General features: G+C 72.1%; 29 protein-coding genes. 15 read left to right on the plus strand and 14 right to left on the minus strand.

The window, feature by feature from the left end; all coding sequences use genetic code 11:
* Positions 1-32: 32 nt before the first annotated feature.
* A complete protein-coding gene (locus ACIGDI_RS08765) occupies positions 33-491 on the minus strand; it encodes a pyridoxamine 5'-phosphate oxidase family protein (RefSeq protein ID WP_399892591.1) in 459 nt (152 codons plus the stop codon).
* Between the two features lie 195 nt (positions 492-686).
* Here ACIGDI_RS08765 and ACIGDI_RS08770 point away from each other — a divergent pair, with 195 nt between their 5' ends.
* Positions 687-1,079, plus strand: a complete 393-nt coding sequence (locus ACIGDI_RS08770) for a VOC family protein (RefSeq protein ID WP_399892594.1) — start codon at positions 687-689, stop codon at positions 1,077-1,079.
* Positions 1,080-1,124: 45 nt separating this feature from the next.
* On the plus strand, positions 1,125-2,195 hold the full coding sequence (locus ACIGDI_RS08775; RefSeq protein WP_399892596.1) for an adenosine deaminase: 1,071 nt from the start codon (positions 1,125-1,127) through the stop codon (positions 2,193-2,195).
* Here ACIGDI_RS08775 and ACIGDI_RS08780 read toward each other — a convergent pair.
* Positions 2,177-2,692 carry a DUF664 domain-containing protein gene (locus ACIGDI_RS08780; RefSeq protein ID WP_399892599.1) on the minus strand — a complete coding sequence of 172 codons (516 nt, stop codon included), beginning with the start codon at positions 2,690-2,692 and terminating at the stop codon, positions 2,177-2,179. The two genes, ACIGDI_RS08775 and ACIGDI_RS08780, sit on opposite strands and share 19 nt — an antisense overlap.
* A gap of 17 nt (positions 2,693-2,709) precedes the next feature.
* Positions 2,710-3,603 carry a LysR family transcriptional regulator gene (locus tag ACIGDI_RS08785; RefSeq protein WP_200702639.1) on the minus strand — a complete coding sequence of 298 codons (894 nt, stop codon included), beginning with the start codon at positions 3,601-3,603 and terminating at the stop codon, positions 2,710-2,712.
* Positions 3,604-3,764: 161 nt separating this feature from the next.
* Between ACIGDI_RS08785 and ACIGDI_RS08790 the strand changes: the two genes are divergently transcribed.
* Positions 3,765-3,989, plus strand: a complete 225-nt coding sequence (locus tag ACIGDI_RS08790) for a hypothetical protein (protein ID WP_399892604.1) — start codon at positions 3,765-3,767, stop codon at positions 3,987-3,989.
* A gap of 63 nt (positions 3,990-4,052) precedes the next feature.
* Entirely contained in the window at positions 4,053-4,622 is a 570-nt protein-coding gene (locus ACIGDI_RS08795) for a TetR/AcrR family transcriptional regulator (protein WP_399892607.1), read from the plus strand.
* A 32-nt stretch (positions 4,623-4,654) separates the two neighbouring features.
* Here the strand turns inward: ACIGDI_RS08795 and ACIGDI_RS08800 are convergent, their stop codons facing one another.
* Positions 4,655-6,205 (minus strand): MFS transporter, encoded by a 1,551-nt coding sequence (locus tag ACIGDI_RS08800; RefSeq protein ID WP_399892610.1) that lies wholly within the window; start codon positions 6,203-6,205, stop codon positions 4,655-4,657.
* A gap of 200 nt (positions 6,206-6,405) precedes the next feature.
* On the opposite strand from ACIGDI_RS08800, the gene mgrA reads away from it, so the two are divergent.
* On the plus strand, positions 6,406-7,401 hold the full coding sequence (mgrA, locus tag ACIGDI_RS08805; protein ID WP_399892613.1) for an L-glyceraldehyde 3-phosphate reductase: 996 nt from the start codon (positions 6,406-6,408) through the stop codon (positions 7,399-7,401).
* Here the strand turns inward: mgrA and ACIGDI_RS08810 are convergent.
* Positions 7,391-8,374, minus strand: coding sequence for an oxidoreductase (locus tag ACIGDI_RS08810; RefSeq protein WP_399892616.1), 984 nt, complete (start codon positions 8,372-8,374; stop codon positions 7,391-7,393). The genes mgrA and ACIGDI_RS08810 overlap by 11 nt on opposite strands.
* Positions 8,375-8,475: 101 nt before the next feature.
* Between ACIGDI_RS08810 and ACIGDI_RS08815 the strand changes: the two genes are divergently transcribed.
* Positions 8,476-9,399: an AraC family transcriptional regulator gene (locus ACIGDI_RS08815; protein ID WP_399892619.1), complete on the plus strand. Its 924-nt coding sequence runs from the start codon at positions 8,476-8,478 to the stop codon at positions 9,397-9,399.
* 98 nt (positions 9,400-9,497) lie between these two features.
* Here ACIGDI_RS08815 and ACIGDI_RS08820 read toward each other — a convergent pair whose 3' ends face one another.
* Positions 9,498-9,881, minus strand: coding sequence for a nuclear transport factor 2 family protein (locus ACIGDI_RS08820; RefSeq protein ID WP_399892622.1), 384 nt, complete (start codon positions 9,879-9,881; stop codon positions 9,498-9,500).
* Between the two features lie 323 nt (positions 9,882-10,204).
* Here ACIGDI_RS08820 and ACIGDI_RS08825 point away from each other — a divergent pair, with 323 nt between their 5' ends.
* The 4 genes from ACIGDI_RS08825 to ACIGDI_RS08840 all read left to right on the plus strand — a co-directional run bounded on the left by ACIGDI_RS08825 (position 10,205) and on the right by ACIGDI_RS08840 (position 14,570).
* Positions 10,205-10,615 (plus strand): hypothetical protein, encoded by a 411-nt coding sequence (locus tag ACIGDI_RS08825; protein ID WP_200702647.1) that lies wholly within the window; start codon positions 10,205-10,207, stop codon positions 10,613-10,615.
* Positions 10,616-10,694: 79 nt separating this feature from the next.
* Entirely contained in the window at positions 10,695-13,034 is a 2,340-nt protein-coding gene (locus ACIGDI_RS08830) for an FHA domain-containing protein (protein ID WP_399892625.1), read from the plus strand.
* An 8-nt stretch (positions 13,035-13,042) separates the two neighbouring features.
* A complete protein-coding gene (locus ACIGDI_RS08835; RefSeq protein WP_399892628.1) occupies positions 13,043-13,588 on the plus strand; it encodes a hypothetical protein in 546 nt (181 codons plus the stop codon).
* Positions 13,578-14,570: a serine/threonine-protein kinase gene (locus ACIGDI_RS08840; protein WP_399892631.1), complete on the plus strand. Its 993-nt coding sequence runs from the start codon at positions 13,578-13,580 to the stop codon at positions 14,568-14,570. The genes ACIGDI_RS08835 and ACIGDI_RS08840 overlap by 11 nt, the downstream gene beginning before the upstream one ends.
* Here the strand turns inward: ACIGDI_RS08840 and ACIGDI_RS08845 are convergent.
* Together ACIGDI_RS08845 and ACIGDI_RS08850 are read right to left on the minus strand one after the other, a co-directional pair.
* Positions 14,545-14,961 (minus strand): nuclear transport factor 2 family protein, encoded by a 417-nt coding sequence (locus tag ACIGDI_RS08845; RefSeq protein ID WP_399892634.1) that lies wholly within the window; start codon positions 14,959-14,961, stop codon positions 14,545-14,547. The two genes, ACIGDI_RS08840 and ACIGDI_RS08845, sit on opposite strands and share 26 nt — an antisense overlap.
* 44 nt (positions 14,962-15,005) lie before the next feature.
* Positions 15,006-16,283 carry a streptophobe family protein gene (locus ACIGDI_RS08850; protein WP_399892637.1) on the minus strand — a complete coding sequence of 426 codons (1,278 nt, stop codon included), beginning with the start codon at positions 16,281-16,283 and terminating at the stop codon, positions 15,006-15,008.
* Positions 16,284-16,445: 162 nt separating this feature from the next.
* Here ACIGDI_RS08850 and ACIGDI_RS08855 point away from each other — a divergent pair, with 162 nt between their 5' ends.
* Complete coding sequence (locus tag ACIGDI_RS08855) at positions 16,446-17,669, plus strand: DUF6777 domain-containing protein (RefSeq protein WP_399892641.1); 1,224 nt, start codon at positions 16,446-16,448, stop codon at positions 17,667-17,669.
* Between the two features lie 106 nt (positions 17,670-17,775).
* A complete protein-coding gene (locus ACIGDI_RS08860) occupies positions 17,776-18,231 on the plus strand; it encodes an ATP-binding protein (RefSeq protein ID WP_399892644.1) in 456 nt (151 codons plus the stop codon).
* A 48-nt stretch (positions 18,232-18,279) separates the two neighbouring features.
* Here ACIGDI_RS08860 and ACIGDI_RS08865 read toward each other — a convergent pair whose 3' ends face one another.
* Positions 18,280-19,167, minus strand: coding sequence for an RNA polymerase sigma factor SigF (locus ACIGDI_RS08865; RefSeq protein ID WP_399892647.1), 888 nt, complete (start codon positions 19,165-19,167; stop codon positions 18,280-18,282).
* A gap of 107 nt (positions 19,168-19,274) precedes the next feature.
* Entirely contained in the window at positions 19,275-20,060 is a 786-nt protein-coding gene (locus ACIGDI_RS08870) for a class I SAM-dependent methyltransferase (protein WP_399892650.1), read from the minus strand.
* Positions 20,061-20,140: 80 nt separating this feature from the next.
* Between ACIGDI_RS08870 and ACIGDI_RS08875 the strand changes: the two genes are divergently transcribed.
* Complete coding sequence (locus tag ACIGDI_RS08875; RefSeq protein WP_399892654.1) at positions 20,141-20,569, plus strand: helix-turn-helix domain-containing protein; 429 nt, start codon at positions 20,141-20,143, stop codon at positions 20,567-20,569.
* Between the two features lie 22 nt (positions 20,570-20,591).
* On the opposite strand, the gene ACIGDI_RS08880 is transcribed toward ACIGDI_RS08875, so the two are convergent.
* From ACIGDI_RS08880 to ACIGDI_RS08890, 3 genes are all read right to left on the minus strand, one after another.
* Positions 20,592-21,194, minus strand: coding sequence for a ClpP family protease (locus ACIGDI_RS08880; RefSeq protein WP_399892656.1), 603 nt, complete (start codon positions 21,192-21,194; stop codon positions 20,592-20,594).
* A 1-nt stretch (position 21,195) separates the two neighbouring features.
* Positions 21,196-21,834 carry a ClpP family protease gene (locus ACIGDI_RS08885; protein ID WP_399892659.1) on the minus strand — a complete coding sequence of 213 codons (639 nt, stop codon included), beginning with the start codon at positions 21,832-21,834 and terminating at the stop codon, positions 21,196-21,198.
* Positions 21,835-21,944: 110 nt separating this feature from the next.
* Positions 21,945-23,141, minus strand: a complete 1,197-nt coding sequence (locus ACIGDI_RS08890; protein ID WP_399892663.1) for an epoxide hydrolase family protein — start codon at positions 23,139-23,141, stop codon at positions 21,945-21,947.
* Positions 23,142-23,262: 121 nt separating this feature from the next.
* Between ACIGDI_RS08890 and ACIGDI_RS08895 the strand changes: the two genes are divergently transcribed.
* The gene (locus ACIGDI_RS08895; protein WP_399892666.1) at positions 23,263-23,745 is read left to right on the plus strand and encodes a VOC family protein; all 483 of its coding nucleotides are present in this window, start codon (positions 23,263-23,265) and stop codon (positions 23,743-23,745) included.
* Positions 23,746-23,868: 123 nt separating this feature from the next.
* Complete coding sequence (locus ACIGDI_RS08900; protein ID WP_399892669.1) at positions 23,869-24,672, plus strand: class I SAM-dependent methyltransferase; 804 nt, start codon at positions 23,869-23,871, stop codon at positions 24,670-24,672.
* A gap of 42 nt (positions 24,673-24,714) precedes the next feature.
* Here ACIGDI_RS08900 and ACIGDI_RS08905 read toward each other — a convergent pair whose 3' ends face one another.
* Positions 24,715-25,626, minus strand: a complete 912-nt coding sequence (locus tag ACIGDI_RS08905; protein ID WP_399892672.1) for an SGNH/GDSL hydrolase family protein — start codon at positions 25,624-25,626, stop codon at positions 24,715-24,717.
* Between the last annotated feature and the right edge of the window lie 95 nt (positions 25,627-25,721).

Below are 25,721 nucleotides of genomic sequence, written 5' to 3' on the forward strand. Positions count from 1 at the left end.
GCCCGTCTGCCGCCCGGCGCTAGCCGGTCCCCTCAGACCGTCCATGCGCCGTCCCGCATCAGATGGCGCCCCGGCAACTCGTGCACCCCGCACCACGCCTGCACGGCGCGGGGCCGGACTCGGAAGTACGCGTACGAGTCGGCGTCCACACGCGGATCCCAGCCCGTCCTGGCCGCGAACGCGTCGGCCGCCGTACCCGGCACCTCCGCGCGGGAGAACGTCTCCACGTCGCCGTCGACGAGCACGACGTCCCGGGTGTCGCCGAAGGCGAGCCTGGTGCGCCCGCCGTCGCGCAGATTGCGGCCCGTGGGATTGGTGAGCCGGGTGCACACCCAGAAGCACGCGCCGTCCCAGACGAACCACAACGCGACCAGACACGGCAGCCCGTCCGCGTCGGCGGTCGCCACCCAGACGTCGGACTCCCGTTCGAACCGGGCCAGTACGTCGTCCTTGCGCCGCCGCGGATCACGGGGCGGCTCGGTGATCTTCATGCCCTCGCACGCTACCGATGCACACGCGCTCGCACCTCGGGCCCAGGTCCTGGATCCGGCGACCTCCTCCCTCCCGCAAACCGCCACCGCACGAGCGGTTCGCGCGCCACGGCGACGCCGCACAGGGGCGGACTGGCGTCCGCGACGTTTTACGTATAACCTCACCCGTCAATCCCCCGCTCCGAAAGGCCCCCGATGAGACGCGTCGCCCTGGTCACCCTCGTCGTGGACGACTATGACGAGGCGATCCGCTTCTACACGGAGGCCCTCGGGTTCCGGCTCGCCGAGGATGCGCCGCGGCCGGACGGCTCCCGCTGGGTCGTCGTCGAACCGGGTGCGCCGGGGCAGGGCACGGCGCTGCTGCTCGCCCGCGCCAAGGGGGAGACCCAGCGTGCCCGGGTCGGGGACCAGACCGGCGGCCGCGTCGGCTTCTTCCTGCACACGGACGACTTCGCCCGCGACCACGCCCGCATGCTCGCCGCGGGCGTGACCTTCCTGGAGGAGCCGCGCCACGAGCCATACGGCTCGGTCGCCGTCTTCCAGGACCTGTACGGCAACCGCTGGGACCTGCTCCAGCCCGCCGACTGACCTCCTCCCACCCCTCCCAGAACCGCCTGCCCGAGAAAGCCCGCCATGACTGCTACGCGCGTAGACGCCGATGTGATCCGCCGCCTCCCCAAGGCCGTCCTGCACGACCACCTCGACGGCGGCCTGCGCCCCGAGACCGTGGTGGAGCTCGCGGAGGCGGTCGGGCACACCCTGCCCACCACCGACCCGGACGAGCTGGCCGCCTGGTACTACGAGGCCGCCAACTCCGGTGACCTGGTGCGCTACATAGCCACCTTCGAGCACACCCTCGCCGTGATGCAGACCCGGGAGGGGCTGCTGCGCACCGCCGAGGAGTACGTCCTCGACCTGGCCGCCGACGGCGTCGTCTACGGCGAGGTGCGCTACGCGCCCGAGCTGAACACCGCCGGCGGGCTGGCCCTGAGCGAGGTCGTCGAGACCGTCCAGGAGGGTCTCGCCTCCGGCATGGCCAAGGCGGCCGCCGCCGGCACCCCGGTCCGCGTGGGCACCCTGCTGTGCGGCATGCGGATGTTCGACCGGGTCCGCGAGGCCGCGGACCTGGCCGTCGCTTTCCGGGACGCCGGCGTGGTCGGCTTCGACATCGCCGGCGCGGAGGACGGGTTCCCGCCCGCCGACCACCTCGACGCCTTCGAGCACCTGCGCCGCGAGAGCGTGCCGTTCACCATCCACGCCGGCGAGGCACACGGCCTGCCCAGCATCCACCAGGCCCTGCAGGTGTGCGGCGCCCAGCGCATCGGGCACGGCGTGCGCATCACCGACGACATCGTCGACGGCAAGCTCGGCCGCCTCGCCGGCTGGATCCGGGACCGCCGTGTCGCCCTGGAGATGTGCCCGACGTCCAACCTCCAGACGGGAGCGGCGACTTCGATCGCCGAGCACCCGATCACGGCCCTTAAGGACCTCGGCTTCCGGGTCACCCTCAACACCGACAACCGTCTGGTGTCCGGTACGACGATGACCCGTGAGATGTCGCTCCTGGTGCGGGAGGCCGGCTGGACGGTCGAGGACCTGCGCACCGTGACGGTGAACGCCCTCAAGAGCGCGTTCATCCCGTTCGACGAGCGCAAGGCCCTCATCGAGGACGTCGTCCTGCCCGGCTACGAAGCCGCGCTCTGAAGCTGACCGCGCAGGTAGGCGGCCTGTCCGACGTGCTGCAGATCGTCGGACAGGACGCTGACCAGCCGTACGCCCAGGGTGACCGGCGGCTCCCAGCGTTCGTCGACCACGCGCTCCAGATCAGCGGCGGCCAGTGAGCGCAGCGCTCGCAGGGTCTGCTCGTGCACGGCGTCGTAGTAGCCGGTCAGCAGATCGGGGGAGTCGACCCGCACCTTGGCGACCTTCGCCGCACTGTGGCCGTACCCGGTGTCGCGGCGGGACAGGTCCAGTCCGAAGCGCTTCTCCCAGTCCTCCGCGAGCCACACCTGGTCGAGCCCGAAGGCGTCGGCGACGTGGTCGTCCTGGACGCGGGTGAGGTGCCAGACCAGCCAGCTGATGGAGTTGGCGTCGTGGGTCGGGCGGGCGTTGAGCACGTCCGGTCCGAGTCCCTCCACGACGGCGTGGACTTCTTCCCGGATGCGGTCGTACGCGTCGATGAGGATGTCCTTGGCATGCATCCCTCCACCATCGCGCATCACGGCCAGTCGTGCGTCCCCTGTTCCAGAAGCGCCATCAGGGCCCGGGCCGCCGGGCTGGTCGCCCGGTGCGGCGGCAGCAGCGCCACCGTCTCGTACACGGTCTCGTCGGTGTCCTTCACGGCCAGGGCGGTCAGCGTCTCCCGCTTGTGCCGGAAGTGCCGGGGCACCACCGCGACGCCGAGGTTCTCGTCGACCAGGTCCAGCAGGCTGTGCACGTCGTTCACCTCCAGCGCCACGGTGCGCCGTACACCCGCGGCGGCGAACGCGGCGTCGGTGGTGCGGCGCGGGCCCCAGTCGGGGTGGAAGTCGACGAACACCTCGTCCGCCAGGTCGTCCGGGGTGACGGCCGCGCCGTCGGCGGCCAGCCGGTGGCTGGGGTGGCACAGGACGGTCATCGGCTCGGCGGTCAGCGCCGCCGAGCGGAGCTGGTCGGTGTCCGCCTGGGTGCGGTAGGCGAACGCCAGGTCCAGCCGGCCCGCGGCGACCTCCTCGGCGAGCTCCACCGAGCCCGCCTGCCGCAACCGGATCTCCACGTCAGGATGCCGGTGCCGGAACGTGGCCAGCAGACGCGCCGTGTGCACCCCCGCGATGCACTGCTCGGTGCCCAGCGAGAGCGTGCCCCGCAGCACCCCCTGCACGGCGGCCACCGCCTCGTGCGCGGCCCGGACCTGCGCCAGGATGCGCTCCGCCTCACCCAGCAGCGCCCGTCCGGCCTCCGTCAGCGTCACCCGGCGGGTCGTCCGCACGAACAGCGGCGTCTGCAGCTCCCGCTCCAGCGCCCGGATCGAGGCCGACAGGCCCGATTGGGACACCATGAGGCGCTCGGCCGCCCTGGTGAAGTGCTGGTCCTCGGCGACCGCCACGAAGTGCTGGAGATGGCGCAGTTCCATCGGACCCCTTCTCGCAGGCGACGACCGGTCTCACCCCGCAATGGTAGGCAAGCGCTCACCGGCCGGTTCCCGACCCCCAAAAGCGACACTCCCTGCAATAGGAAGGAGCGCGGCGGGAGACTGCAGACGCAAGGGAACTCGCTTCAGTGGAAGGTCGTTCGATGCTTCTCCCGGACGGTTTCTGGATCTCGTTCACGCTCATCGTCCTGGCCGGTCTGGTGGCCACGGTCGCGGCCGCCCTGCTGGTCGCCGCTCTCACACCGGGGAGCACCGGCCACCGGCCGCGGACACCCCGCAGTTCGCGCGATCCGGGCGACCCGGGCGTCACAGTCGTGCGGCTCCCGCGGCCGGAACAGGAGCCCGAGCCGCACCGCAAGGCGGGCTGACCCCGCCTGGGGTGACGGCTCCTGAGATACGTTGGCGGGGTGCCGGGCCCCACCACTTCCCGAGTGCGCCGACCGGGCGGCCGCAGCGCCCGAGTCCGTGCCGCTGTCCTCGCAGCGACGGTCGACGTCCTGCTCGAGGGCGGCCTCGACGCCCTCTCGATCGGCGACATCGCCCGCCGCGCCGGCGTCCACGAGAGCTCGGTCTACCGGCGCTGGGGGACCCGGTTCAACCTGGCGCTCGAAGCGGTTCTCGACCGCACCCGGACGGAGGTGCCCGTGCCGGACACGGGCGCCCTGCGCACCGACCTGGCTGCGCTGCTGCAGGGCACCGCCGCGTTCGTCCGCACCCCCCTCGGTGAACTGCTGCTGCGACTGGCGCTGCGCGAGGACATGGCGGAGTACGAGGGCGCCCGCGAGCGGTTCTGGGACCACCGCTTCGCCGCCGGATCGGCCGTGCTGACCCGGGCCGAGGAACGGGGCGAACTCCGTCCCGGCCTGGACCACCGCCTCGTCTTCGAGGCGCTCATGGGCCCCCTGCACATGCGGTTGCTGCTGACCCGCGAGCCCCTGGACGAGACGTTCCTGGACGGCGTGGTGCAACTCGTCCTCGCCGGCATCGCACCGCACGACTGACGGACGCCGGCCCAGCACACCGATCCGGCAGATCAGTCACGCGGCCGGGACGGCAGGGCCGCGAACGCCAGAGCCGCACCGCACGCCGCGACCACGGCGCCGACCGTCAGACCGAGCCCCATCCCGCTGACGAACGCCGAGCGGGCCAGCGCCGCGAGCAGCCGCCCGGACGTGCCGCCCACCCGCCCGGCCAGTTCGAGCGCGCCGCCCAGCGACCCGAGGACACTGTCCGACAGCCCGTGCGGCAGACGGTACGGCGCGAGGGGCGGGCCCATGCGGTCCTGGTAGCGGGTCGTCAGCAGACTGCCGATCACGGCGACACCGAGGGCGCCGCCCAGCTGGACGGACACGCCGTTGGACGCCGAGCCCACACCGGTGTCTCCCGGCGGCAGCGTGCCCATCAGGGAATCGAGCGCGGCCGGAACCACGAGCCCCGCGCCCAGACCGAGCAGCAGCATGCCGACGAGGACGTCGCCGTACGTCGACGACACGTCCGCGCGGGACAGCTGCCACAGACCGCCCGAGACGACCAGCAGCCCCGTGCCCACGACCGCCTTGGTGCCCGCCGCACGGACCAGCACCGGGGACAGCGGCGCCACCAGCGCCAGCAGACCGGCCACCGGCAGGATGCGGACCCCCGTGGCGAGGGCCGAGTAGCCGAGGCTGAACTGCAGGTACTGGGTCAGCACGAACAGCGCGCCGAACAGGCCGAACATCGCCAGGGCGACGGAGGAAGTGGCGAACGAGAAGCGCCGCTCGGCGAAGAAGCGCAGGTTCAGCATGGGGTGGCTGGTGGTCCGCTCCCACAGCGCGAAGCACACCAGCACGGCCAGCCCGGCGGCGCCCGCGCCCAGCACCAGCGCCGACGACCAGCCGCGCACCGGCGCCTCGATGATCGACCAGAGCAGCAGTCCGAGGCCCGCGATCGACAGCACCGCCCCGACCGGGTCCGGTCGTAGCGCGGTGGGGTTGCGGGACTCCGGCACCAGCAGTCGCGCGCACACCAGCCCGGCCAGCGCGAAGGGGATGTTGACCCAGAAGACCGACCCCCACCAGAAGTGCTCCAGCAGCAGGCCGCCCGCCACCGGGCCGATGGCGATCCCGAGTCCGCTGGTGGCGGCCCACACGCCGATGGCCCGCCGTCGCTCGCCGGGGTCCCGGAACACGTCCGTGATGATCGACAGCGTCGCGGGCATCATCATCGCCGCGCCCACCCCCATCCCGGCGCGCGCCGCGATCAGCATTCCCACCGAGCCCGAATACGCGGCCCACGCCGAGGCCGCGCCGAACACGGCGAGCCCGGTGGTGAAGACCCGCCTGCGGCCGAACCGGTCCGCGCCGCTGCCGGCCACCAGCATCAGCCCGGCGAACGCGAGCGCGTAGGCGTCCACGATCCACTGCAACTGGGTCGTCGTCGCGCCGAGTTCCTTCACCAGCGTGGGCAGCGCCACGTTCAGAATGGTGTTGTCCAACGTCACGATCAGCAGCGACACACAGAGCACCACGAGCGCCGTCCAGCGGCTCCTGCCGCTGCCCGCGTCCGGTGCCGGGGCTGCCTGCGGTATGTCGTCCACATACGTCATACCTCCATGGAGCGCCCGGAGCCGCAGCCACCGGCAGGTACCGAACGGCCCCCCGACGGGCCCTGTGGCCCGGCGATTGAGAAGCCGACCCGCTGAATTGCATCGCATTCGCCTGTTGGACCAATGGCCGCAGGTCACGAAAGAGTGGAGACCGGTTCCCCGGAACCGTCAATCCGTGTGCCAACCCCTCTGGAGTCGCGTTGTACACCGCACACCCCGACCGTTACGCGGACCTGCCCTACCGGCGCACCGGACGCAGCGGCCTGAAGCTCCCCGCGATCTCGCTCGGCCTGTGGCACAACTTCGGCCCGGCCGACCGCACCGTCGAGACCCAGCGGGCCATCCTGCGCCGTGCCTTCGACCTCGGCGTGACCCACTTCGACCTGGCCAACAACTACGGCCCGCCGCCCGGCGCCGCCGAGCTGGCCTTCGGCGAGGCGCTCAAGGACGACTTCGCGCGCTACCGCGACGAGCTGGTGATCTCCACGAAGGCCGGCTACCTGATGTGGCCGGGCCCGTACGGCGAATGGGGCTCCCGCAAGTACCTGCTGTCCTCCCTGGACCAGAGCCTGAAGCGGATGGGCCTGGACTACGTGGACATCTTCTACTCCCACCGCCCCGACCCGGAGACTCCCCTGGAGGAGACGATGGGCGCCCTGCACTCCGCGGTCCAGCAGGGCAAGGCGCTCTACGTCGGCATCTCCAACTACTCGGCGGAGCAGACCCGGGAGGCCGCCCGCATCCTCGGCGAGCTCGGCACCCCGCTGCTGATCCACCAGCCGCGCTACTCGATGCTCGACCGCCGCCCCGAGGACGGCGGCCTGCTGGACGCCCTGGACGAGCTCCAGGTCGGCTCGATCGTCTTCTCGCCGCTGGAGCAGGGCCTGCTGTCCTCCCGGTACCTCGACGGCATCCCCGAGGACTCGCGGGCGGCGAGCGACAGCCCCTTCCTCGACTCGGACGCCGTCACCGAGGACCTGGTCGGCAGGCTTCGCTCGCTCAACGAGATCGCCGAGGGCCGCAGCCAGACCCTGGCCCAGATGGCCCTGGCCTGGGTGCTGCGCGGCGGACGGGTCACCTCCGCCCTGGTCGGTGCGAGCAGCCCGCAGCAGATCGAGGACAGCGTCGCGGCCACCCGCAACCTGGACTTCGACGCCGACGAGCTCGCCCGCATCGACGCGATCGTCAAGCAGTGAGCCGTTCGCTGACCTCCCAGAGGCGGGCCGCCGCCTCCGGGTCGACGGCGTAGGGCAGGACGCCGGGAGTCTCCGCCCCGGCCCGCCAGGCGGCCTCCTCCTCGGGGGCCACCAGCGGACTGATGTCGCAGTTCTCGCAGTACACCCCGCCCAGTCCGTCCAGTCGCGGGTCCGTCGCGCACCACACGCTGGTGGCCGCCCCCTGGGCGACCGTCTTCAGCTGGCGGGCGGGGTCGCGGACCGGGTTGCCCTGCGCGTCCACGGCTCCGGAGGCGCGGACGGCCTCCGCGGGCACGTGCTTGGCGAGACCGGTGTCGATGATGGTGCCCGGGTGCACCGCGAAGGCCCGCACGCCCTGGCTCCGCCCGCGCCGGTCCAGTTCCACGGCGAACAGCGCGTTGGCCGTCTTGGACTGGCCGTAGGCGACGAACGGCTCGTAGGGGCGGCGCTCGAAGTGCAGGTCGTCGAAGTCGACGCCGCCGAACCGGATGCCCCGCGACGACACCGACACCACCCGGGCGCCGCCGGCGGCCACCAGCGCGGGCCACAGGCGCGCGGCGAGCTGGAAGTGGCCCAGATGGTTCGTGGCGAACTGCGCCTCGTACCCACGGGCGTCCCGCGACAGCGGAGTCGCCATGATCCCGGCGCTGTCGACCAGGATGTGCAGCGGTCGCCCGGAGGCAAGGAACTTCTCGGCGAAGGCGTCGATCGACGCCGGGTCCAGCAGGTCCAGGTGCTCGACCTCGGCACCCGGCACCGCCTCCAGGGCCGCCCGGGCCCGCCGGAGGTCGCGCGCCGGTACGACGACCTCGGCGCCGGCGGAGCGCAGCACCCGTGCCGTCTCCAGGCCGATCCCCGAGTAGCCGCCGGTGACGATCGCGACCTTCCCGGTCAGGTCGACGCCCTTGATCACCTCCTCGGCGGTGGAAGCGGCGCCGAAGCCGGAGGGCAGGGGCTGCATTGCGGTGGTCATGGTGCGTGTCTCCTCTGAGTGAGCCGTCCATGCCACCGTAAGAACCTGGAGTCGTACGATGAATGCTTGTGAGTTCGCGTTACTTGCGTGATAGTTCGAGCGTGTCCGCCGACCCGCTCTCCGACGCTCTGGCCGTCGCCGACGCCCGCAGCGTCTTCTCGGGCGGTTTCACGGCCGGTGGTAGCTGGGCGGTCCGGCTGCGCGGGCGGGACCGGCTCAAGGTGGTCGCCGTGGTGCGCGGCGGGTGCCTGCTGGTCCGGGAGGGCGGCGGGGAGCCCCTGAAGGTGTCCGAGGGGGACGTCGTCGTCTCCGACGGCGCCCAGCCCTACGTCCTGTGCAGCGAACTGGGCCTCGAACCAGTGGACTCCGGCCGGGCGGTCATGGACCCCGCGAGCCGTATGGCGCGGCTCGGCGAGGGCACGGCCGAGGAGGTGGTGTGCGTGTCCGGGCACATCGACCTGAGCCGGGACAGCGGCGAACTGCTGCGCCGGGCGCTGCCGGAGCTGATCCACGTACGGGCGGACGCCGCCGAGGCGCCGGTGCTGAGCTGGCTGATCGGTCGGCTGGCCGACGAGGTCAGGGCGCACCGGGCCGGTGTGGAGTTCGCCTCGGACCACCTCGCCCAGTTGCTGTTCGTGCAGGTGCTGCGGGTCTGCCTCGCCGACTCCGGCGGGTTGCCGCCCGGCTGGCTGCGCGCCCTCGCCGACGAGCGCCTGGCCCCCGCCCTGCGCCTGATGCACGGCGATCCCGCGCACCCCTGGCAGCTCGGCGAACTCGCCCGGGCGGCCGCGATGTCCCGCACCACCTTCGCCGTCCGGTTCAGGGAGGCGGCCGGGGTGCCGCCCCTCACTTATCTGCTCAACTGGCGGATGAGTCTGGCCGCCCGCGCCCTGCGGCAGGACACCGTCCCCGTCTCGGTCCTCGCCCGCTCGGTCGGCTACAGCTCCGAGAGCGCCTTCAGCAACGCGTTCAAGCGGTCGACGGGAGTCGCGCCCCGCCGCTACCGGGAAGACGGCGGGCGCTGAGGCACCCTCCGACCCGGCGCTCTTCGGCGTGACGGGGCAGGTCCGGCCGCCGTCGTCCCGGGTTGCGCCCGCAACGGCGACCGGCGGCACGACCCGTCTCACGCTCCCGCGGGCACTCGGTCCAGAAAGCCCAGCACGGTGCGGATACGGCCGTCCGCGTCGAGCGTGATCACGTCGTATCCGGCCACCGGTGCCGAGCCGTCGGCCTCGCTGACAAGCTCCCAGGCGAAGCGGGCGGTGTCGTGATGGCCGTCCACCGTGCCGACGGGCCGGAAGGCGAACCCCGGGAACTGCGCGTGGGCCCCCGTGATCACCGCGGCGATCCCCTCGTGCCCGCTGACGTCCGCGAGCGGGTCGGTGTAGGAGCCGTCGGCGGCCCAGGCGGCGGCGACGGCCTTCGCCACCTCCTCCTCGCCGGCGGCGTTCCAGGCCTCGAAGTAACGGGCGACGGCGTTCTCGTAGCGCTCGGTGTTCGCGGACATGGCGATCAGCCTCCACAGAGGTAGTCGTTGCTGGTCAGAGACCGGGTCGCGGTCTCGGCGACCCGGTGGAACCACCATGCCCGGCCGGGACGGGAGGGTCGATTACCCCTCAGGTAATGACGGCGGCCGTCACGTTTCGGCCAACTGCCGCTGTGAATATGCCAGGAGACTGGCCGGAAATTCATGGTGACAGTGATTCAGCCGTGAACATACTCAACAGTTGAGGCACTTAACGGCGAGCGAAGACGCCGTCACGTACCGCACATGAGCCGCACGGAAAGCGAGGCAAGGCCGAGAGGCGAACGAGCAGCGGGGGATTGACCATGCATGACGAGTTCTTATGCCACGTCACCGCCTACGGCGTCTGCGCCGGGCAGCGCATCGGCGTCCCCCTGGGCACCTACCGTGCCCCCACCCTCGCCCTCGCCCTGTGGTGGCTGCGCGACCGCGCCAACTGGATCGCCGACCGGCTCGACCCGCAGCCGGAGGCCGAGCACTTCCCGCCGAGCTCGCTCGTCCCCGTCGCCGACACCGTGCCCGACGTGCCGGCGGCGCTGCGCTGGTGGTGTGCCGATCTCGGCCAACAGGATCTGGTCGCGAACGAGTTGGCGGCCGGCCGGCTGGTGCGGGTGGCCATCTGCGACGAGACCACGGAGTACGAACTGCTGGCCGAGTCCGTTGACGCGCTGCGCATGCAGCGGATCATTCCGGCGCTGGTGATGCCGGTCGGCTGAAGCCGTCCGCCGCATCCGCCGGCTCCACCGCGCCCGGCACATCGGGCGCGTACATGTACAAATCGGTAGAATCATCCGCATGGCGGAACGGTCGTTCATGCCGGGCGCGCCCGAACTGGTCCTGGAGACCGAGTCGGGCTCCACGGTGATGAGTCCGAGCCACGACTACCACGTCGGACGCGACCCGCTCAGCGACATCGTCATCGACGACGCCCGGGTCTCCTGGCACCACGCGGTCCTGCGACCCGAGGCCGACCACTGGACCATCGAGGACGAGAACAGCACCAACGGCACCTTCGCCGACGGCCGCCGCGTCCACGCGTGGGGTGTGGGCCCGGGGAGCGAGATCCGGTTCGGCAGCCCCTCCGACGGCCCGCGCCTGGTCCTGCTCGCCTGTCCCTCGCCGGTCCGCGAGCGCCCCTCGGCCGTCTCGATGCCCGGCCTGACCGGGACCTTCCGGCAGCCCACCAGCGTGCGTCCCCTACCGGCGCGCACCGTCCGCATCGGCCGCGCCGCCGACAACGACCTGGTCATCGACGACCTTGTCGTCTCGCGCCACCACGCCGAACTGCGCGCACTGCCCGACGGCACCTACGAGATCGCCGACCTCGGCAGCCACAACGGCACCTACCTCAACGGCGCCCCCGTCACCGCCGCGCCCGTCGGCCCCGGTGACATCGTCGGCATCGGCCACTCGGTGTTCTGCCTCGTCGGCGACGAACTGCAGGAGTACGTCGACAGCGGCGAGGTCTCCCTCGACGTGCAGGACCTCGCGGTCGCCGTCGACCACGGCCGCAAGACGCTGCTGGACCACGTGTCGTTCCCCGTGGGGGAGAAGTGCCTGCTCGCGGTCGTCGGTCCGAGCGGCGCGGGCAAGTCCACGCTCCTCAACGCCCTCACCGGTCAGCGCCCCGCCGACCACGGCACCGTCCTCTACGACGGCCGCGACCTCTACCGCGACTACGCCGAGCTGCGCCAGCGCATCGGCCTGGTCCCGCAGGACGACATCCTGCACGCCCAGCTCACCGTCCGCAGCGCCCTGTCCTACGCCGCCGAACTGCGTTTCCCGCAGGACACCGCGAAGGCCGAACGCCGGGACCGGGTCGAGGAGGTGATCCGGGAACTCGGTCTGGAACAGCGTGCCGACCAGCCCGTGCACAGCCTCTCGGGCGGCCAGCGCAAGCGGGTCAGCGTGGCCCTGGAACTGCTGACCAAGCCGTCCCTGCTCTTCCTCGACGAGCCCACCTCCGGCCTCGACCCCGGCATGGACCGCTCGGTGATGCACATGCTGCGCGGCCTCGCCGACGACGGCCGCACGGTCATCGTCGTCACCCACAGCGTGCTCAGCCTCGACGTGTGCGACCGGCTCCTGGTCCTCGCACCCGGCGGCAGAGTCGCCTACTACGGCCCGCCCGAGGACGCCCTCGCCTACTTCGGCTTCGAACAGTGGCCGGAGGCCTTCGAGGCCTTCGAACAGGACCGCGACCGCGACTGGGGCGGCGACTTCCACCTCTCCCCGTTCCACCGGCATTATGTCACCGAGGCCACCGCGCAGCCCCGCGTGCCACGCTCCGGCCCGGTGGTGATCACCCCGCCCGCCCGGCCGCGCAGCCGCGGCGCCCAGCTGGGCACCCTGGTCCGCCGCTACGCGACCGCGCTGAGCGCCGACCGCACCTTCCTCGCCATCATGATCGCCCTGCCCTTCGTGATGGGCGCCATGGCCCGCGCCCTGGCCGGCAGCGCACTCACCCGGGAGACGGCGATGAACGCCCTGCTCATCCTGTGCGTCGGCGGCGTCCTGACCGGCGCGGCGAACGCGGTGCGCGAACTCGTCAAGGAACGCGGCATCTACCAACGTGAACGGGCCGTCGGCCTGTCCAGATCGGCGTACCTGATGTCGAAGGTCGTCGTGCTGGGCACGGTCACCGTGCTGCAGGCCGTGGTGCTCACCCTGGTCGCGCTCCTCGGTGTCGACCTGAACGCGCCCGGCGGCAAGGGCGTGTTGATGCCACCCCTGGTGGAAATCACCGTCGCCGTCGCCCTGTTGGCGTTCACCGCCATGATGCTCGGCCTGGTCGTCTCCGCGATGGTGCGCAAGGAGGAGGTGACGATGCCGCTGCTCGTGCTGCTCGCCATCGTCCAGGTCGTCTTCTGCGGCGCCCTGTTGCAGCTCCACGGCGTGGCCGTCCTCGAACAGCTCTCCTGGCTGGTGCCCTCCCGGTGGGCACTCGGCGCGATGGCCGGCACCGTCGGACTGGCCCGGATCGTGCCCGGCGACCTGACCTCCGACCCGCTGTTCCGGCACTCGGCCGGGGCATGGCTGCTGAACATCGCCATGCTCGTCGTGCTCTCGGCGCTCTTCGGATTCGTGGTCTCCCGGCTGCTGCGCCGGCACGAACCGGCCGTCATGCGGAAGTAGGAGCCGCGATGACCACCCCCGGTTTCCGGCCCACCCACGTCGTCCCCCAGCAGGGCATGCCCGCCTGGGAGGCCCCGGACCCGGCCCGGCCCACCGTCGCGCTCGACCCGCTGCTGCCCGTCCAGCTCGTGGAGCGGCGCGGCGACTGGGCCCACGTACTGTGCGCCAACGGCTGGTCGGCCTGGGTCGACGGCCGCCTCCTGGTCGCCGTACCCCAGGACCCGCCCGCCACCGGCGGCCCCCAGGCCCGCACCCCCGACCCGCGCCCCCTGCTCGCCCGCGCGGAACAGAGCCTTGCCCGCTACCGCGCCGCCGTCGAGGACCTCGCCGGCGGCGGCCTCGACGGGGAGTCCTTCCGGGGCCGTACCCGAGGACTGCGCATCGGGGTCGTCGTCGACGGCGAGTCCGTCTGGCTCTACGACACCGAACAGGGCCGCTGGGTATACGGCGACGGAGCACGCCTGAGCACCTACTCGACCGACGACGGGCCCCGCTCCGCCGCCGCCGACCCCGGACACGCGCCCACCCAGGTCGTGACGCCCGATGGCCCGTGACACGAGTCTGTTCTCCGGCCGGCCCTCCGAACTGGTGGGCCGCCAAGTGGCCGCGTACCGCATCGAGCGCGAGATCGGCCGTGGCGGCATGGCCGTCGTCTACCGCGCCCTCGACCTGCGCCTGGAACGCACCGTCGCCCTCAAGCTGCTCGCCCCGGAACTCGCCCGCAACGACACCTTCCGCCTCCGCTTCACCCACGAGTCCCGGGCGGCCGCCGCGATCGACCACCCCCACATCGTGCCCGTCTACGAGGCGGGCGAGACGGACGGCGTCCTGTACATCGCCATGCGCTACGTCGACGGCAGCGACCTGCGCCACCTCCTCGACCGCCGGGGCCCGCTCGCGCCCTCGACCACCCTGCGCATCGCCGCGCAGGTCGCCTCCGCGCTGGACGCGGCCCACGAACACGGGCTGGTGCACCGGGACGTCAAACCGGGCAACATCCTGGTCGCCCGCGGCACCGACAGCGACCACCCCGAGCACACCTACCTGACGGACTTCGGCCTGACCAAGAAGTCCCTGTCCCTGACCGGATTCACCAGCGTCGGACAGTTCGTCGGCACCCTCGACTACGTGGCCCCCGAGCAGATCTCCGGCCGCCCCGTCGACGGCCGCTGCGACGTCTACGGACTCGCCTGCGTCGTCTTCGAGACCCTGGCCGCACGCCCGCCCTTCCGCCGCGACGACGACATGGCGCTGCTCTGGGCCCACCAGTACGACCAGCCGCCACCGCTGACCGAGTTCCGCCCCGACCTGCCGGCCGCCGTCGACACGGTCTTCGACCGGGCCCTGGCCAAGAGCCCCGACGACCGCCACGACTCCTGCCTGGCCTTCGTCGCCGCGCTGCGCGCGGCCGCGGCGGGCCGCGAGGACACCGGCCATCCGCCGACCGTGGTGGCGGGGGCGGCGGGGGAGGAGCGCCCCCAACCACCGCCACGCTGGGCCGAACCGGTCTTCAGGACCCCTGGCCCAGCCCGTTGAGCGGCACCCGCCGCGCCACCACCCTGCGTCGGCCGATGCGCCAGCCGTCCGCCGTCCGCACCACCACGTCCTCGTACGTCACCGAGCCGCACGAGCCGTCCGCCATGATGCCCAGCCCCTTCGAACGGACCCGGACCCGGCCCTCGGCCACCTCCTCGACCACCACGTTGGTCACGTGGTGCGCCACGGGGTTCGCCGCGCCCAGCGTCAGCGCCGCCCGGGTCAGGGCCGCCAGGCCGACGACCTCGCCCTGGCCGAAGTCGGACAGGTCGTAGACCACGTCCGGGGTGAACACCTCGTCCGTGCGGTCCAGTTCCCCCTCGTCGACCAGATGGCCGTGCAACGCGATCAGCTCCGTGACGGCCAGCCGGTCCTCGAGTGCCAACGCCATGTCGTGCCCCTCCCTCGACTCGGCGCACACTTCCACGGACGACGTCATCCTTCCCACCTCTTTTCTTCCGGTCCACGGCGCCGCACCGGTCTCGCCAGCAGCGCGCCGAGGAACCCGGTCACCAGTCCCCACAGCAGGGCGAGGCCCAGCGCGGACCACACCTCGGGCCGCAGGAACACATTCCCGGCCAGCCCTCCGCCCAGGTCGCCGATGCCGAGCACCGACAGGCCGAAGTGCGCGGAGATCCGGCCGACCAGGCAGATCATGAGCACGGTCAGCGCCAGGGCGACCGCCATGTGCAGGGCGTGCTGCCAGGCCCGCATCCGGGCCGGAGAGCGGGCCGCCAGCACGAACGCGGCAGCGACCAGCAGCACCGCGTCGACCACCAGGAGCCACCAGACGCGCCCGTCGTGGTCGGCGAGCGTGCCCAGGTTGAGGGTCGACACCTGCTTGGTGCGCAGCACCTCGTCGAGCACATGGGGCATCGGCAGCCCGAACGGGCCCTGCACCCGGCCGTTCCAGGTCACGCCGAGGCCGAGGGTCAGGGCCAGCCAGGCCAGGTTCGGCATGCCCAGCAGAATCACGGCGAGAGTCTCGGCCCGATGCCCGCGCGTGACCGCCACGACCAGACCGACGACGACGCCCAGAGCGACGTACGCCAGGAGCAGCGCGACCATCGCGTACGCGGCCGGGCGCACCGACTCCTGGAAACGCAGCAGCCGTCCCGGCAGCGGAGCCCCGCGCGAGACCAGCAGGGCCAGCACCAGCACGCCGGCCAGCCACAGCAGCCCGAACAGCACCGTCAGCGGAACGTCGGTCGTGAACCCGACCTTCGGCGAGACGCCGAACAGGTCGCCGATGTCGCTGATGGCGTTCTTGCCGAGGGACAGGGTGAAGGTGTGGCGGGCGCCGAGGGCCAGGCCGAGCAGCGCGAGCAGCCAGAGCACGGCGATGCGGGCGGCCCAGCCGGCGAGTTCCGGCGCGCCCGCCACCGCCCGGTGCCGCAGCGGGCGCAGGAAACCGGCGGCGAGCACGAGAGCGCCGACCAGGGTGACGGACAGCGGGATCACGGTCAGCCCGGCGTCGGCACCGGCCAGCGCACCGGCGTCGCCCGACAGTTCGACGGTGCCGCCCACCGCGGTGACCACGGTCGCCGCGACGACCCGGGGGAACGCCCCCTCCGGCAGGTCCGTCGCCCCGGCCGCCCACAGCCCCAGCGCGGCGACCACCCCCATGGCGATCAGCGCGGCCAGCACCGCGACGAGGGCCTGCACCCAGCCGTGCCGGGCCGCGGCCGGGGCGGAAGGGGTTCGCGGGCTCACCCTTGCCACGCTAAGCAGCCGCGACCCGCCCCGCCCGCCGGGAGGTCCGTCCGCGTCGGCTTGCGGCGGGCACGCAACCGGAGCACACAATAAGTAAGAAAGGCAGGAAAGCGGCGGAACTCGGGGCGAGCCGCAGATGAACCACGTCGGGAAGAAGAGCTCGTGAGCGTCGAACCGCCGTCGTCCGGCCGCCCCACAGGACCCCCCTCCGGCCCGCTCTCGGGCCCCTCCCAGCCGCCCTCGGGGCCGCCCTCCCAGCCGCCGCCCGGCAGCGGCGGCGGCACACCCGCGCCGCAGCCCCGCCGCCCCTGGTGGAAGTCCGCGCCCCGGGTCGCGGTCCTGACCACCGCGGTCGTCGCCGCCGTCGTCCTGGCCGTCGTCCTCACGCAGTCCAACGGCGGTGGCGCCTCGGGCAAGAGCGGCGAGGTCTTCCTGCAGGCGGCGGGCAAGACCGGCCCCGACCCCTTCACCCCCTCCACGGCGAACGACAACTCCACCGCCACGGTCTCCGCCTCGCCGACCACCCCTGAATCGACTCCCGCGAACGCCGTGCGCGGCGTCGACGGCGGGGCCGCCGGACTGTACGGCGGCACCCGCAACGTCTCCAGCTGCGACGTGGAGAAGCAGATCAGGTACCTGCAGTCGGTCCCGGCCAAGAACCGGGCCTTCGCCTCCGTCGAGGGCATCCAGCCCTCCCAGGTCCCGGCCTACCTGAGCGCCCTCACCCCCGTGCAGCTGCGCATGGACACCCGGGTCACCAACCACGGCTACCACGACGGCACCGCCACCGGCTACCAGGCCGTCCTGCAGGCCGGCACCGCCGTCCTCGTCGACGGCCACGGCGTGCCCCGCACGCGCTGCGCCTGCGGCAACCCGCTGACCCCGCCCGTCGCCCAGCAGACCACGCCCACGCCGACCGGCGACTCCTGGCCGTCGTACCGCTCCTCGAACGTCGTGGTGGTCACGCCCGCCCCGCAGATCATCAACGTCTTCGTGATCTACGATCCCGATCACGACCAGTGGATCGGCCGGCACCGCGGCGACACCGGCCACAAGGACCACCCGGCCAAGCCGCCGGCGCGGCCCTCCCCGTCCGTGAGCGTGACGACACCCACGGCACCGTCGTCGTCCAGCTCCCCGTCCCCGTGCGTCTCCTCGCCGGCGCCGGGCGTGGGCACCACGAAGCCGAGCCTGTGCCCGTCGACGTCGACCCCGCCGTCCCCACCGTCCTCGTCGTCGTCCGGCCCCACACCGCCCTCGAGCTCCAGCGCGCCGCCCGCGAAACCGGAGAGCTCGCCCGGAAGCTCCCCGCCGCAGCCGCCGCTCGCCTCGGACAGCACCACGGTGAGCGCACCCGTCTCCTCCGCCACGACGCCGTCCGCGTGAGCCGAGAGGGACACATCACCCGCAACAGGGGACTGTACGGCCCGGCTCGGGGTATCAGCACTGGGGCAACAGCGTCCGGCCAGTCCGGCTTCCGAGAGAGAAACGCATGAACGACCAGGTGGGCGGGGCAGTGATACCAGCGGGTTTCGACGTGCCGGTGGAACCACTGAGGCGTGCTGCCCACTACACCGGCGAACCGGGCTGCATCGCCGAGGCACGGTCCTTCGCCGCACACTTCGTCCGCAGCCTGCGCACCGAATGGTGCGCCACGATCGACGAGCGGTCCGAGAACGAGGTGCTGCTGGTGGTGAGCGAACTGGTCACCAACGCCGACCGCCACAGCAACGGCCCGTACATCCTGGAGCTCGAGGGCACGGACGCCGCCGTGACCGTGTGCGTCTACGACAGCAGCGGCGCCCTGCCGCGCCGCTTCCCGCGTGACCCCGAGCGGGTCGGCCGGCACGGCCTGGAGATAGTCCACGCGCTGGCTTCCCGGTTCTTCGTCGAGAGAGTGCCCGTCGGCAAGCGCGTCAGTGCGGTGGTGTCGCTGGACGGAAAGTGACCGCCGCGCTGATCCGCGGCGGTCGCCCTGGTGTTGTGTGCCGAATCCTCAGGCGCAGCCGAGCTCGCCCAGCATCCCCTCGCGCAGTCGCGCGATGATCCGCTTGATCAGGCGGGAGACGTGCATCTGGGAGCAGCCGAGCCGCTCACCGATCTCCGCCTGGGTGGCCTCCTCCACGAACCGCATGTGCAGGATCTGCCGGTCGCGCTCACCGAGCTCCGCCATCAGCGGGGCCAGCGACTGGAAGTCCTCGACGAGCCGCAGTCCGTCCTCCTCCACCCCGAGGAAATCCGCCAGGACCGCCTCGCCGCCCTCCGGCCCGTCACCGGTGAGCGCTGCGTCCAGCGACGACGAGTTGTACCCGTTCGCCGCGATCTGCGCCTCGACGACCTCGCTCTGGGAGATGTTCATCAGCGTGGCGAGCTCCGCGACCGTCGGCTCACGGTCGAGCCGGCTGCCGAGCTCCTCGCGCGCCTTGGCCAGCTCCACCCGCAGCTCCTGCAGCCGCCGCGGCACGTGCACCGCCCAGGTGGTGTCCCGGAAGAACCGCTTGATCTCGCCGACGATGTACGGCAACGCGAACGACGTGAACTCCACCTCGCGGGACAGCTCGAACCGGTCGATCGCCTTGATGAGGCCGATCATGCCCGTCTGGACGAGGTCCTCCATCTCGTCCCCGCGACCCCGGAAGCGCCCGGCGGCGAACCGCACCAGCGACATGTTCATCTCGATGAGGGTGTTGCGCGCGTACTGGTACTCGTGCGTGCCCTCCTCCAGCTCGGCCAGGCGCTGGAAGAACTGGCGGGAAAGCTCCCGTGCGTCACGAGGCGCCACCGAACGCGGCTCCTCTATGCCCGGCAGCACACCGATCTCCGTGCCGGTCCCAGCGGTCGTCCGGGCGATCGCGGTCTTCGACCGATTCACGGCGGTATTCATTTCCTCTCCCACGAGTCACGATCCGACGTCTGTCCGCTCGGGTCCTCGCCATGCGGGTACCCCCGTTCGGGCAGCCCATTCCCACCGCTTTCCGATGCGGCGCGAAATCATCCGGCGACACGGGTGGCGATGACCAGTTCGTGCAGGTAGCGCTTGGTCACACTACCTCCGAACCCATTGTCGACGAGATTCCGGATACATGCCAGCAGACCCCGGCGGGCGCGCTCGTCGAGGGCGCGGTGATTGGAGTAGGTGAGCAGTACGTCGATGTACTGGTCGGTGCTGTAGGTGATGTCCTGCGTGAAGCGGGCCGCCGTCACCTGCTCGAAGTACGGGGAGCCGGCCGGCTCGGCGGTACCGGCGGGGATCTCCGACGCCGGCCGCGGACGCAGGCCGGGCGGGGTGGCCGGATCCCATCGCTCGTAGCAGTCCTGGACCCGGGCGAAGAACTCCTCCGTTCCGCCGGCCACATGTTCCGTGAGGACCAGGGCCAGCCGTCCGCCCGGACGCAGCGCCCGGGCCGCCTTGACCATCCGCACCTCGGGATCGATCCAGTGGAACGCGGTGGCGCACATCACCAGGTCGAACGGTTCCTCGGGCAGCGGCCAGCTCTCGAACTCCGCCACCCGGACCTCGACGCGCGGGTGGTCCCGCAGCCGCCGCCGGGCCACGGCCGCCATCGCGTCACCCAGTTCCACCGCCGTGACACGGCATCCCGACTCCGCCACAGGCAGCGTCAGCTGACCCGTGCCCGGGCCGATCTCCAGAACCCTGCTGTCCGGACCGAGCGCCGCGACCCGCGCCAACTCGGCGACCAGCGCCGGGGGATATCGGGGCCGCGCCCGGTCGTACAACTCGGCGTCCTGGTTGAACGTCTCCCGCAACGCTGCCACGGCATCCTCCGCCTCGGTGATTCACCCAGGGCAGAATGCCGATCCCTTCCCTTCACGGCGAGGGAATTTAATCTGAGGGGGTGAGCAGCCAAGCGCCGAACGAAGCCCGCGTCATTCCTCTGCGCCGCCCGCAGGCCGGCGCTCCGGCCGCCCCGCCGAGCCGGGCGCCACAGGCTCCGGCGGCCCCCGCCGCCCCCGCACCGAGGGAACCCCTCTGGCGTGACCTCGTCGGTGACGTACTGCGGCGCGAACGCCTCGCCCAGGAGCGCACCCTGAAGGACGTGGCCGACGCGGCCCGGATCTCCATGCCCTACCTCTCCGAGGTGGAGCGCGGCCGCAAGGAGGCCTCGTCGGAGGTCCTCGCGGCCGCCGCCCAGGCCCTGGGACTGGGCCTCGGCGACCTGCTGTCACTGGCCCACGGCGAGCTGACCCGGGTCACGAGCCGGCACGCCGCCCGGGGCCGGGGCACTTCCGGCCCGCGCCACGACGGACTGTGCCTGGCAGCCTGACGAGACGGGACGGGCCGGCGCCTCAGACCGCGACGAGACGCCGGCTCAGCACCTCGTCGGCCAGCCCGTAGGCCACCGCCTCCCCGGCGGTGAACACCTTGTCGCGGTCCATGTCCGCACGCAGGGTGGCCACGTCGTGATGGGTGTGGCGGGCCAGCACCTCCTCGACCTGGGAGCGGATGCGGACCATCTCCTTGGCCTGGAGCGTCAGGTCCGAGATCGCACCCCGGCTGCCTCCGCTCGCGGGCTGCCCGAGCAGCACCCGCGCGTGTTCCAGCACGAACCGCCGCCCGGGATCCCCGCCGGCCAGCAGCACGGCCGCGGTGGACGCCGCCTGCCCGACGCAGAACGTCGAGATCGGCGCCTGCACGAAGGTCATCGTGTCGTAGATCGCCATCAGCGAAGTGAACGAGCCGCCCGGGGAGTTGAGGTAGATCGCGATCTCGCTCTCCGGGGCCGCCGACTCCAGATGGAGGAGTTGAGCGATGACGACGTTCGCCACCCCGTCGTCGATCTCGGTGCCGAGGAAGATGATCCGCTCGGACAGCAGCCGGCTGAACACATCGGAGGACCGCTCGCCGTGCGCGGTGCGCTCGACGACATACGGAATCGTGTAGTTGCCCATGTCACAGCCCCATCCGTCGCTTCGAGGCGGCCGGGCGGACGTCGGCGAGCGACTCCACGACCTGGTCCACCATGCCGTAATCCCTGGCCTCCTCGGCCGTGAACCAGCGGTCGCGGTCGCCGTCCCGGGCGATGGTCTCCGGGCTCTGGCCCGTGTTCTGCGCGATCAGCCGCTCCATGGTCCGCTTGCTGTGCTCCAGGTTCTCCGCCTGGATCTCGATGTCGGCGGTGGTGCCGCCGATGCCCGCCGACCCCTGGTGCATCATGATCCGGGCGTTCGGCAGGGCGTACCGCTTGCCGGGCGCGCCACCGCACAGCAGGAACTGGCCCATGCTGGCCGCGAAGCCCATGGCGAGCGTCGAGACGTCGTTCGGGATCAGCCGCATCGTGTCGTAGATGGCCAGGCCCGCGTACACCGAGCCGCCCGGGCTGTTGATGCACAGGCTGATGTCGGTGCGCGGGTCCTCGGCGGACAGCAGCAGCAGCTGCGCGCAGACCCGGTTGGCGGACACCTCGTCGACCTGGGTGCCGAGGAACACGATCCGCTGACCGAGCAGTTGGGCAGCGAGATGGTCGTCGAACCGGGAGGGCGCGGTGTCGCCCTCCTCGGCCCGAGGCGCGAGCGATGCGAGTGGAGTCATGGAGGTCTCCCGTCGGTGCGGTGATGCCGTCGACTCCACTCTCGGCCCGCGGGCGGACACCGATGCGGTTTCTCTGCCCGCGGCAGATTCGCCACCGGCAGAGCCGGCCGTCAGTCCTTCTCGCGCAGCTGCCGGAAGAACGCCCGGACGTCCCCCACCAGCAGGTCCGGCTCCTCCATCGCGGCGAAGTGGCCGCCCCGGTCGAACTCCTTCCAGCGCACCAGGTTCTCGGTGCGCTCCGCCTTGTGCCGCAACGGAAGCTGCGGCTCCGCGGGGAACAGCGCCAGGGCGGTAGGCGCGGTGGAGGGCTCTGTGGGACGGGCGCCGGCCGGGGCGTGGGCGCGCTCGTAGTAGATGCGGCCGGCGGAACCCGCGGTGCCCGTCAGCCAGTACAGCATCACGTTGGTCAGCAGCCGGTCCCGGTCCACGGCCTCCTCGGGCAGCCGCTGCGAGTCCGTCCACTCCTGGAACTTCTCGACGATCCAGGCCAGTTGACCGACCGGCGAATCGGTCAGGGCGTACGCCACGGTCTGCGGCCGGGTGGCCTGCAGGACCGCGTACCCGGTGCCCTCGCGCGACCACTCGCTCCACCGGCGCCACGACAGCAGCGCCCGCTCCTGCTCCTCGGTGTCCAGCTCGTCCAGCTCCTCCTGGGTGGGCTCGGTGGCCTGCTGCCCGCCCGGCAGGAGATTGAGATGGACCCCGATCACCCGGTCGGGGTGCGCCCGGCCCAGCTCGCGGGAGATGGCGGCGCCCCAGTCGCCGCCCTGAGCGCCGAACCGCTCGTAGCCCAGCCGCCGCATCAGCTCGGCCCACGCGTCCGCGACCCGGGCGGCCTCCCAGCCGGTGTCCGCCGGGGGCCCGGACAGGCCGAACCCGGGGATGCTCGGCACGACCACGTGGAAGGCGTCGGCGGGGTCGCCGCCGTGCGCGGCGGGGTCGGTCAGCGGCCCGACCACGTCCAGGAACTCCACGATCGACCCCGGCCAGCCGTGCGTCATGATCAACGGTGTGGCGTCGGGCTCGACGGAGCGAATGTGGGCGAAGTGGACGTTGGAGCCGTCGATGGTGGTGGTGAACTGCGGCCATTCGTTCAGCCGCGCCTCGGCGGCCCGCCAGTCGTACACATGGCGCCAGTAGTGGTGGAGTTCGCGCAGGTAGTCGGCCGGGACTCCGTAGGCCCAGCCGGTGCCGGGCAGCTCGTCGGGCCAGCGGGTCCGGTCGAGGCGGTCGTACAGGTCGTCGAGGTCGCTCTGCGGGATGTCGAGCCGGAAGGGCCGGACCGGGTCCGTGGGGGAAGACGTCATGCCCGGAGCCTAGATCGGGACGGCGACAGGTCCATATGGATTAATCGGTCGCCCCACCGATGAGTTCCGCGCGGAGGATCGGTCGACAGAGGTGACCGTGTTCCACGCTCAGGAGGTGCCCATGACCACCGACGGATTCACCACGTGTCTCTGGTTCGACGGCCAGGCCGAGGAGGCCGCCCACCACTACGTGTCGATCTTCAAGGACTCCGGCATCGGCCGCGTCGGCCGCAACGTCGAAGGGGGAGCGGGGCCGGTCGGCTCCGTGCTGGCGGTGGAGTTCACGGCCAACGGCCAGAAGTTCGTCGCGCTCAACGGAGGCCCGCAGTTCAAGTTCAACGAGTCGGTGTCCTTCCAGATCTTCTGCAAGGACCAGGAGGAGATCGACTACTACTGGGCCAAGCTCACCGAGGGCGGCGGCGAGCCCGGCCCCTGCGGATGGCTGAAGGACAAGTACGGCCTGTCCTGGCAGGTCGTCCCTGACACCCTCATCGACATGATCAGCGACCCGGACCAGGAGAAGGCCTCCCGCACGACCAAGGCGTTCATGGCGATGGGCAAGTTCGACATCGCCGCCCTGCGCAGGGCGTACGAGGGCGAGTAGCCGGCGGGTGGTCGCGAGAGTGTGCGCGGCGGGCGTGGGCGGGTGGGTATGACATCGGAGGACGTCGTCGACTTCGCGGCGACGTAGACGAGTTGACCGCCCCTCGCCCACCAGGAGCTGCCCGTGTCCGCGACCCCGCCGACGTACGCCTTCGACAACGACGACCCGGAAGCCGTGGGCCGGCACGTCCATCTCGCCACTCTGCTCGACGAGTTCACGGTCCAGCGGCTGTCCGGGCTCGGCGATCTGACCGGCAGGCGGTGCCTGGAGGTCGGTGCCGGGGGCGGCAGCGTCGCGGCCTGGCTCGCCGACACGACGGGGCCCACCGGCCGGGTGCTCGCGACGGACCTCAACACCCGTCATCTGCCGCCGGATCCACCGTACGAGGTGCTGCGCCACGACCTGGAGAGCGAACCGGTGCCCGAGGGGCCGTGGGACGTCATCCACGCCCGGCTGGTGCTGCTCCACCTGCCCGGGCGGCGGGCGATCCTCACGCGCCTCGCCGCCGCGCTCGCGCCCGGGGGCGCGCTGGTCGTGGAGGACTTCGAGGCGACGTTCCGCAAGATGGTCCTGGCCGCCCCGAGCCCGGAGGCGGCCGAGCTGATCGACACCTACCACAGGCTGCTGGTCGAGCATGTCCTGCCCGCGCACGGCAACGACCCGAGCTGGGCGGGCCGGGTGCCCGCGCTGATGATCGAGGAGGGGCTGACCGGCGTGGACACCGTCATGCACGCCCGCTCCTGGCCGGGCGGCACGGCGGGCGCGCTGCTGATCGCCGCCAACATCGCGCAGGCGAGGAAGGACTTCCTGGCGGCCGGGATGACCCCGCAGCAGCTCGACGAGGTGGACCGGCTGGCCGCCGACCCCCGGCTGCTGGTGCGCAGCCACTTCACGTACTCCACCATCGGCCGCCGGCCGGCCGCGTAGTGACGGCTGGCTCGGGTCTGTTGCTGCAGTGGGTGCGGGAGGTCACCGGCCGGCGGCCCCGTGGATCACTCCGGTGATCTCCCGGGAGATCCGCAGGATGCCGGGGGAGCGGACCGGGCACGGTTTCGGGGTGGGCGTCGTGGGCGCGAGGCAGAAGTGCAGGTAGTCCGTGTCGAGGTGGAGCGCGGTGCGGTCGCGGTCCGGCTGGGTGCAGTAGTCGGGGTGCTGGTGTTCGTACGTGGTGCACGGCAGGTACTGGGTCCAGGTGTAGCGGTCCCCGGCCGGGGCGACCGTGCGGCCCGCGTCGGCGACGAGGTCGCCGGAGGCCGCGGCCTGCCGCTCGTACATGCCGTTCACGCGCCGTACCCGGTCGGGGGTGATCGGGTCCGGGCCCTGCAGCACCCACACGATCCTCGGCCGGCGGGCCCCGCCCGCCGCCGCGATCTGCTCGGTCAGCCGGCGCAGGTCGGCGCCGTAGCGGCTGAAGTACCGCTGTGGTGAAGCGTTGTAGGTGATGCCGTCCATGCACCAGGTGTAGCCCCAGGCGTTGCCCCAGAACTGCAGCACCACGTAGTCCGGATGCCGGGCGCGCACCAGCGCGGCGGCCTTGTCCGAGTCCGGTACGAGTGAGCGCGCGCCGGTGCCCTCCAGGTAGTCGCAGAGCGTGGTGCCCGAGTACGGGGCGCTGGTGTACGTGGCGTTCAGGTCCTGGCGGAGCCGCTGCCCGAGCACGTTCTGGGCCTCCATGGCCAGCGAGTCGCCCAGGTACAGCACCCGGGGCCCGACGGCCGGGACGCGGGGCGACGCCGGCGCCCGCTGGTGCGTGGTCGCGGCGGAGACCCCCGGTACGGCGGGGGAGGGCGGCGCGGCCTCCGGCCCGGACGACGGGTCGCCGCACGCGCCGAGCAGCAGCGCACTGGTCAGCAGCATTCCCACGATCCACGGTTTGCGCATGAAAGCGACTCCCGCCCCGGCAACCGAAAACGGCTCCCCAGGCAAGCACAGCCGGGCCCAAGGGGGAAGGGAGACAACGCAGTTGGCGGGTTCCG

This window comes from Streptomyces sp. NPDC085900 (assembly GCF_044540925.1).
In the GTDB taxonomy this organism is placed as follows: Bacteria; Actinomycetota; Actinomycetes; order Streptomycetales; family Streptomycetaceae; genus Streptomyces; species Streptomyces gilvifuscus.

Coding starts and splice junctions, on each gene's coding strand:
- ACIGDI_RS08825 (WP_200702647.1), top strand. CDS start 10,205: ATGCATGACGAGTTCTTATGCCACGTCACCGCCTACGGCGTCTGCGCC.
- ACIGDI_RS08820 (WP_399892622.1), bottom strand. CDS start 9,881: ATGTCCGCGAACACCGAGCGCTACGAGAACGCCGTCGCCCGTTACTTC.
- ACIGDI_RS08865 (WP_399892647.1), bottom strand. CDS start 19,167: ATGAATACCGCCGTGAATCGGTCGAAGACCGCGATCGCCCGGACGACC.
- ACIGDI_RS08790 (WP_399892604.1), top strand. CDS start 3,765: ATGCTTCTCCCGGACGGTTTCTGGATCTCGTTCACGCTCATCGTCCTG.
- ACIGDI_RS08890 (WP_399892663.1), bottom strand. CDS start 23,141: ATGACGTCTTCCCCCACGGACCCGGTCCGGCCCTTCCGGCTCGACATC.
- ACIGDI_RS08770 (WP_399892594.1), top strand. CDS start 687: ATGAGACGCGTCGCCCTGGTCACCCTCGTCGTGGACGACTATGACGAG.
- ACIGDI_RS08905 (WP_399892672.1), bottom strand. CDS start 25,626: ATGCGCAAACCGTGGATCGTGGGAATGCTGCTGACCAGTGCGCTGCTG.
- ACIGDI_RS08800 (WP_399892610.1), bottom strand. CDS start 6,205: ATGACGTATGTGGACGACATACCGCAGGCAGCCCCGGCACCGGACGCG.
- ACIGDI_RS08880 (WP_399892656.1), bottom strand. CDS start 21,194: ATGGGCAACTACACGATTCCGTATGTCGTCGAGCGCACCGCGCACGGC.
- ACIGDI_RS08885 (WP_399892659.1), bottom strand. CDS start 21,834: ATGACTCCACTCGCATCGCTCGCGCCTCGGGCCGAGGAGGGCGACACC.
- ACIGDI_RS08780 (WP_399892599.1), bottom strand. CDS start 2,692: ATGCATGCCAAGGACATCCTCATCGACGCGTACGACCGCATCCGGGAA.
- ACIGDI_RS08860 (WP_399892644.1), top strand. CDS start 17,776: ATGAACGACCAGGTGGGCGGGGCAGTGATACCAGCGGGTTTCGACGTG.
- ACIGDI_RS08785 (WP_200702639.1), bottom strand. CDS start 3,603: ATGGAACTGCGCCATCTCCAGCACTTCGTGGCGGTCGCCGAGGACCAG.
- ACIGDI_RS08810 (WP_399892616.1), bottom strand. CDS start 8,374: ATGACCACCGCAATGCAGCCCCTGCCCTCCGGCTTCGGCGCCGCTTCC.
- ACIGDI_RS08765 (WP_399892591.1), bottom strand. CDS start 491: ATGAAGATCACCGAGCCGCCCCGTGATCCGCGGCGGCGCAAGGACGAC.
- ACIGDI_RS08895 (WP_399892666.1), top strand. CDS start 23,263: ATGACCACCGACGGATTCACCACGTGTCTCTGGTTCGACGGCCAGGCC.
- ACIGDI_RS08830 (WP_399892625.1), top strand. CDS start 10,695: ATGGCGGAACGGTCGTTCATGCCGGGCGCGCCCGAACTGGTCCTGGAG.
- ACIGDI_RS08835 (WP_399892628.1), top strand. CDS start 13,043: ATGACCACCCCCGGTTTCCGGCCCACCCACGTCGTCCCCCAGCAGGGC.
- ACIGDI_RS08840 (WP_399892631.1), top strand. CDS start 13,578: ATGGCCCGTGACACGAGTCTGTTCTCCGGCCGGCCCTCCGAACTGGTG.
- ACIGDI_RS08845 (WP_399892634.1), bottom strand. CDS start 14,961: ATGGCGTTGGCACTCGAGGACCGGCTGGCCGTCACGGAGCTGATCGCG.
- ACIGDI_RS08775 (WP_399892596.1), top strand. CDS start 1,125: ATGACTGCTACGCGCGTAGACGCCGATGTGATCCGCCGCCTCCCCAAG.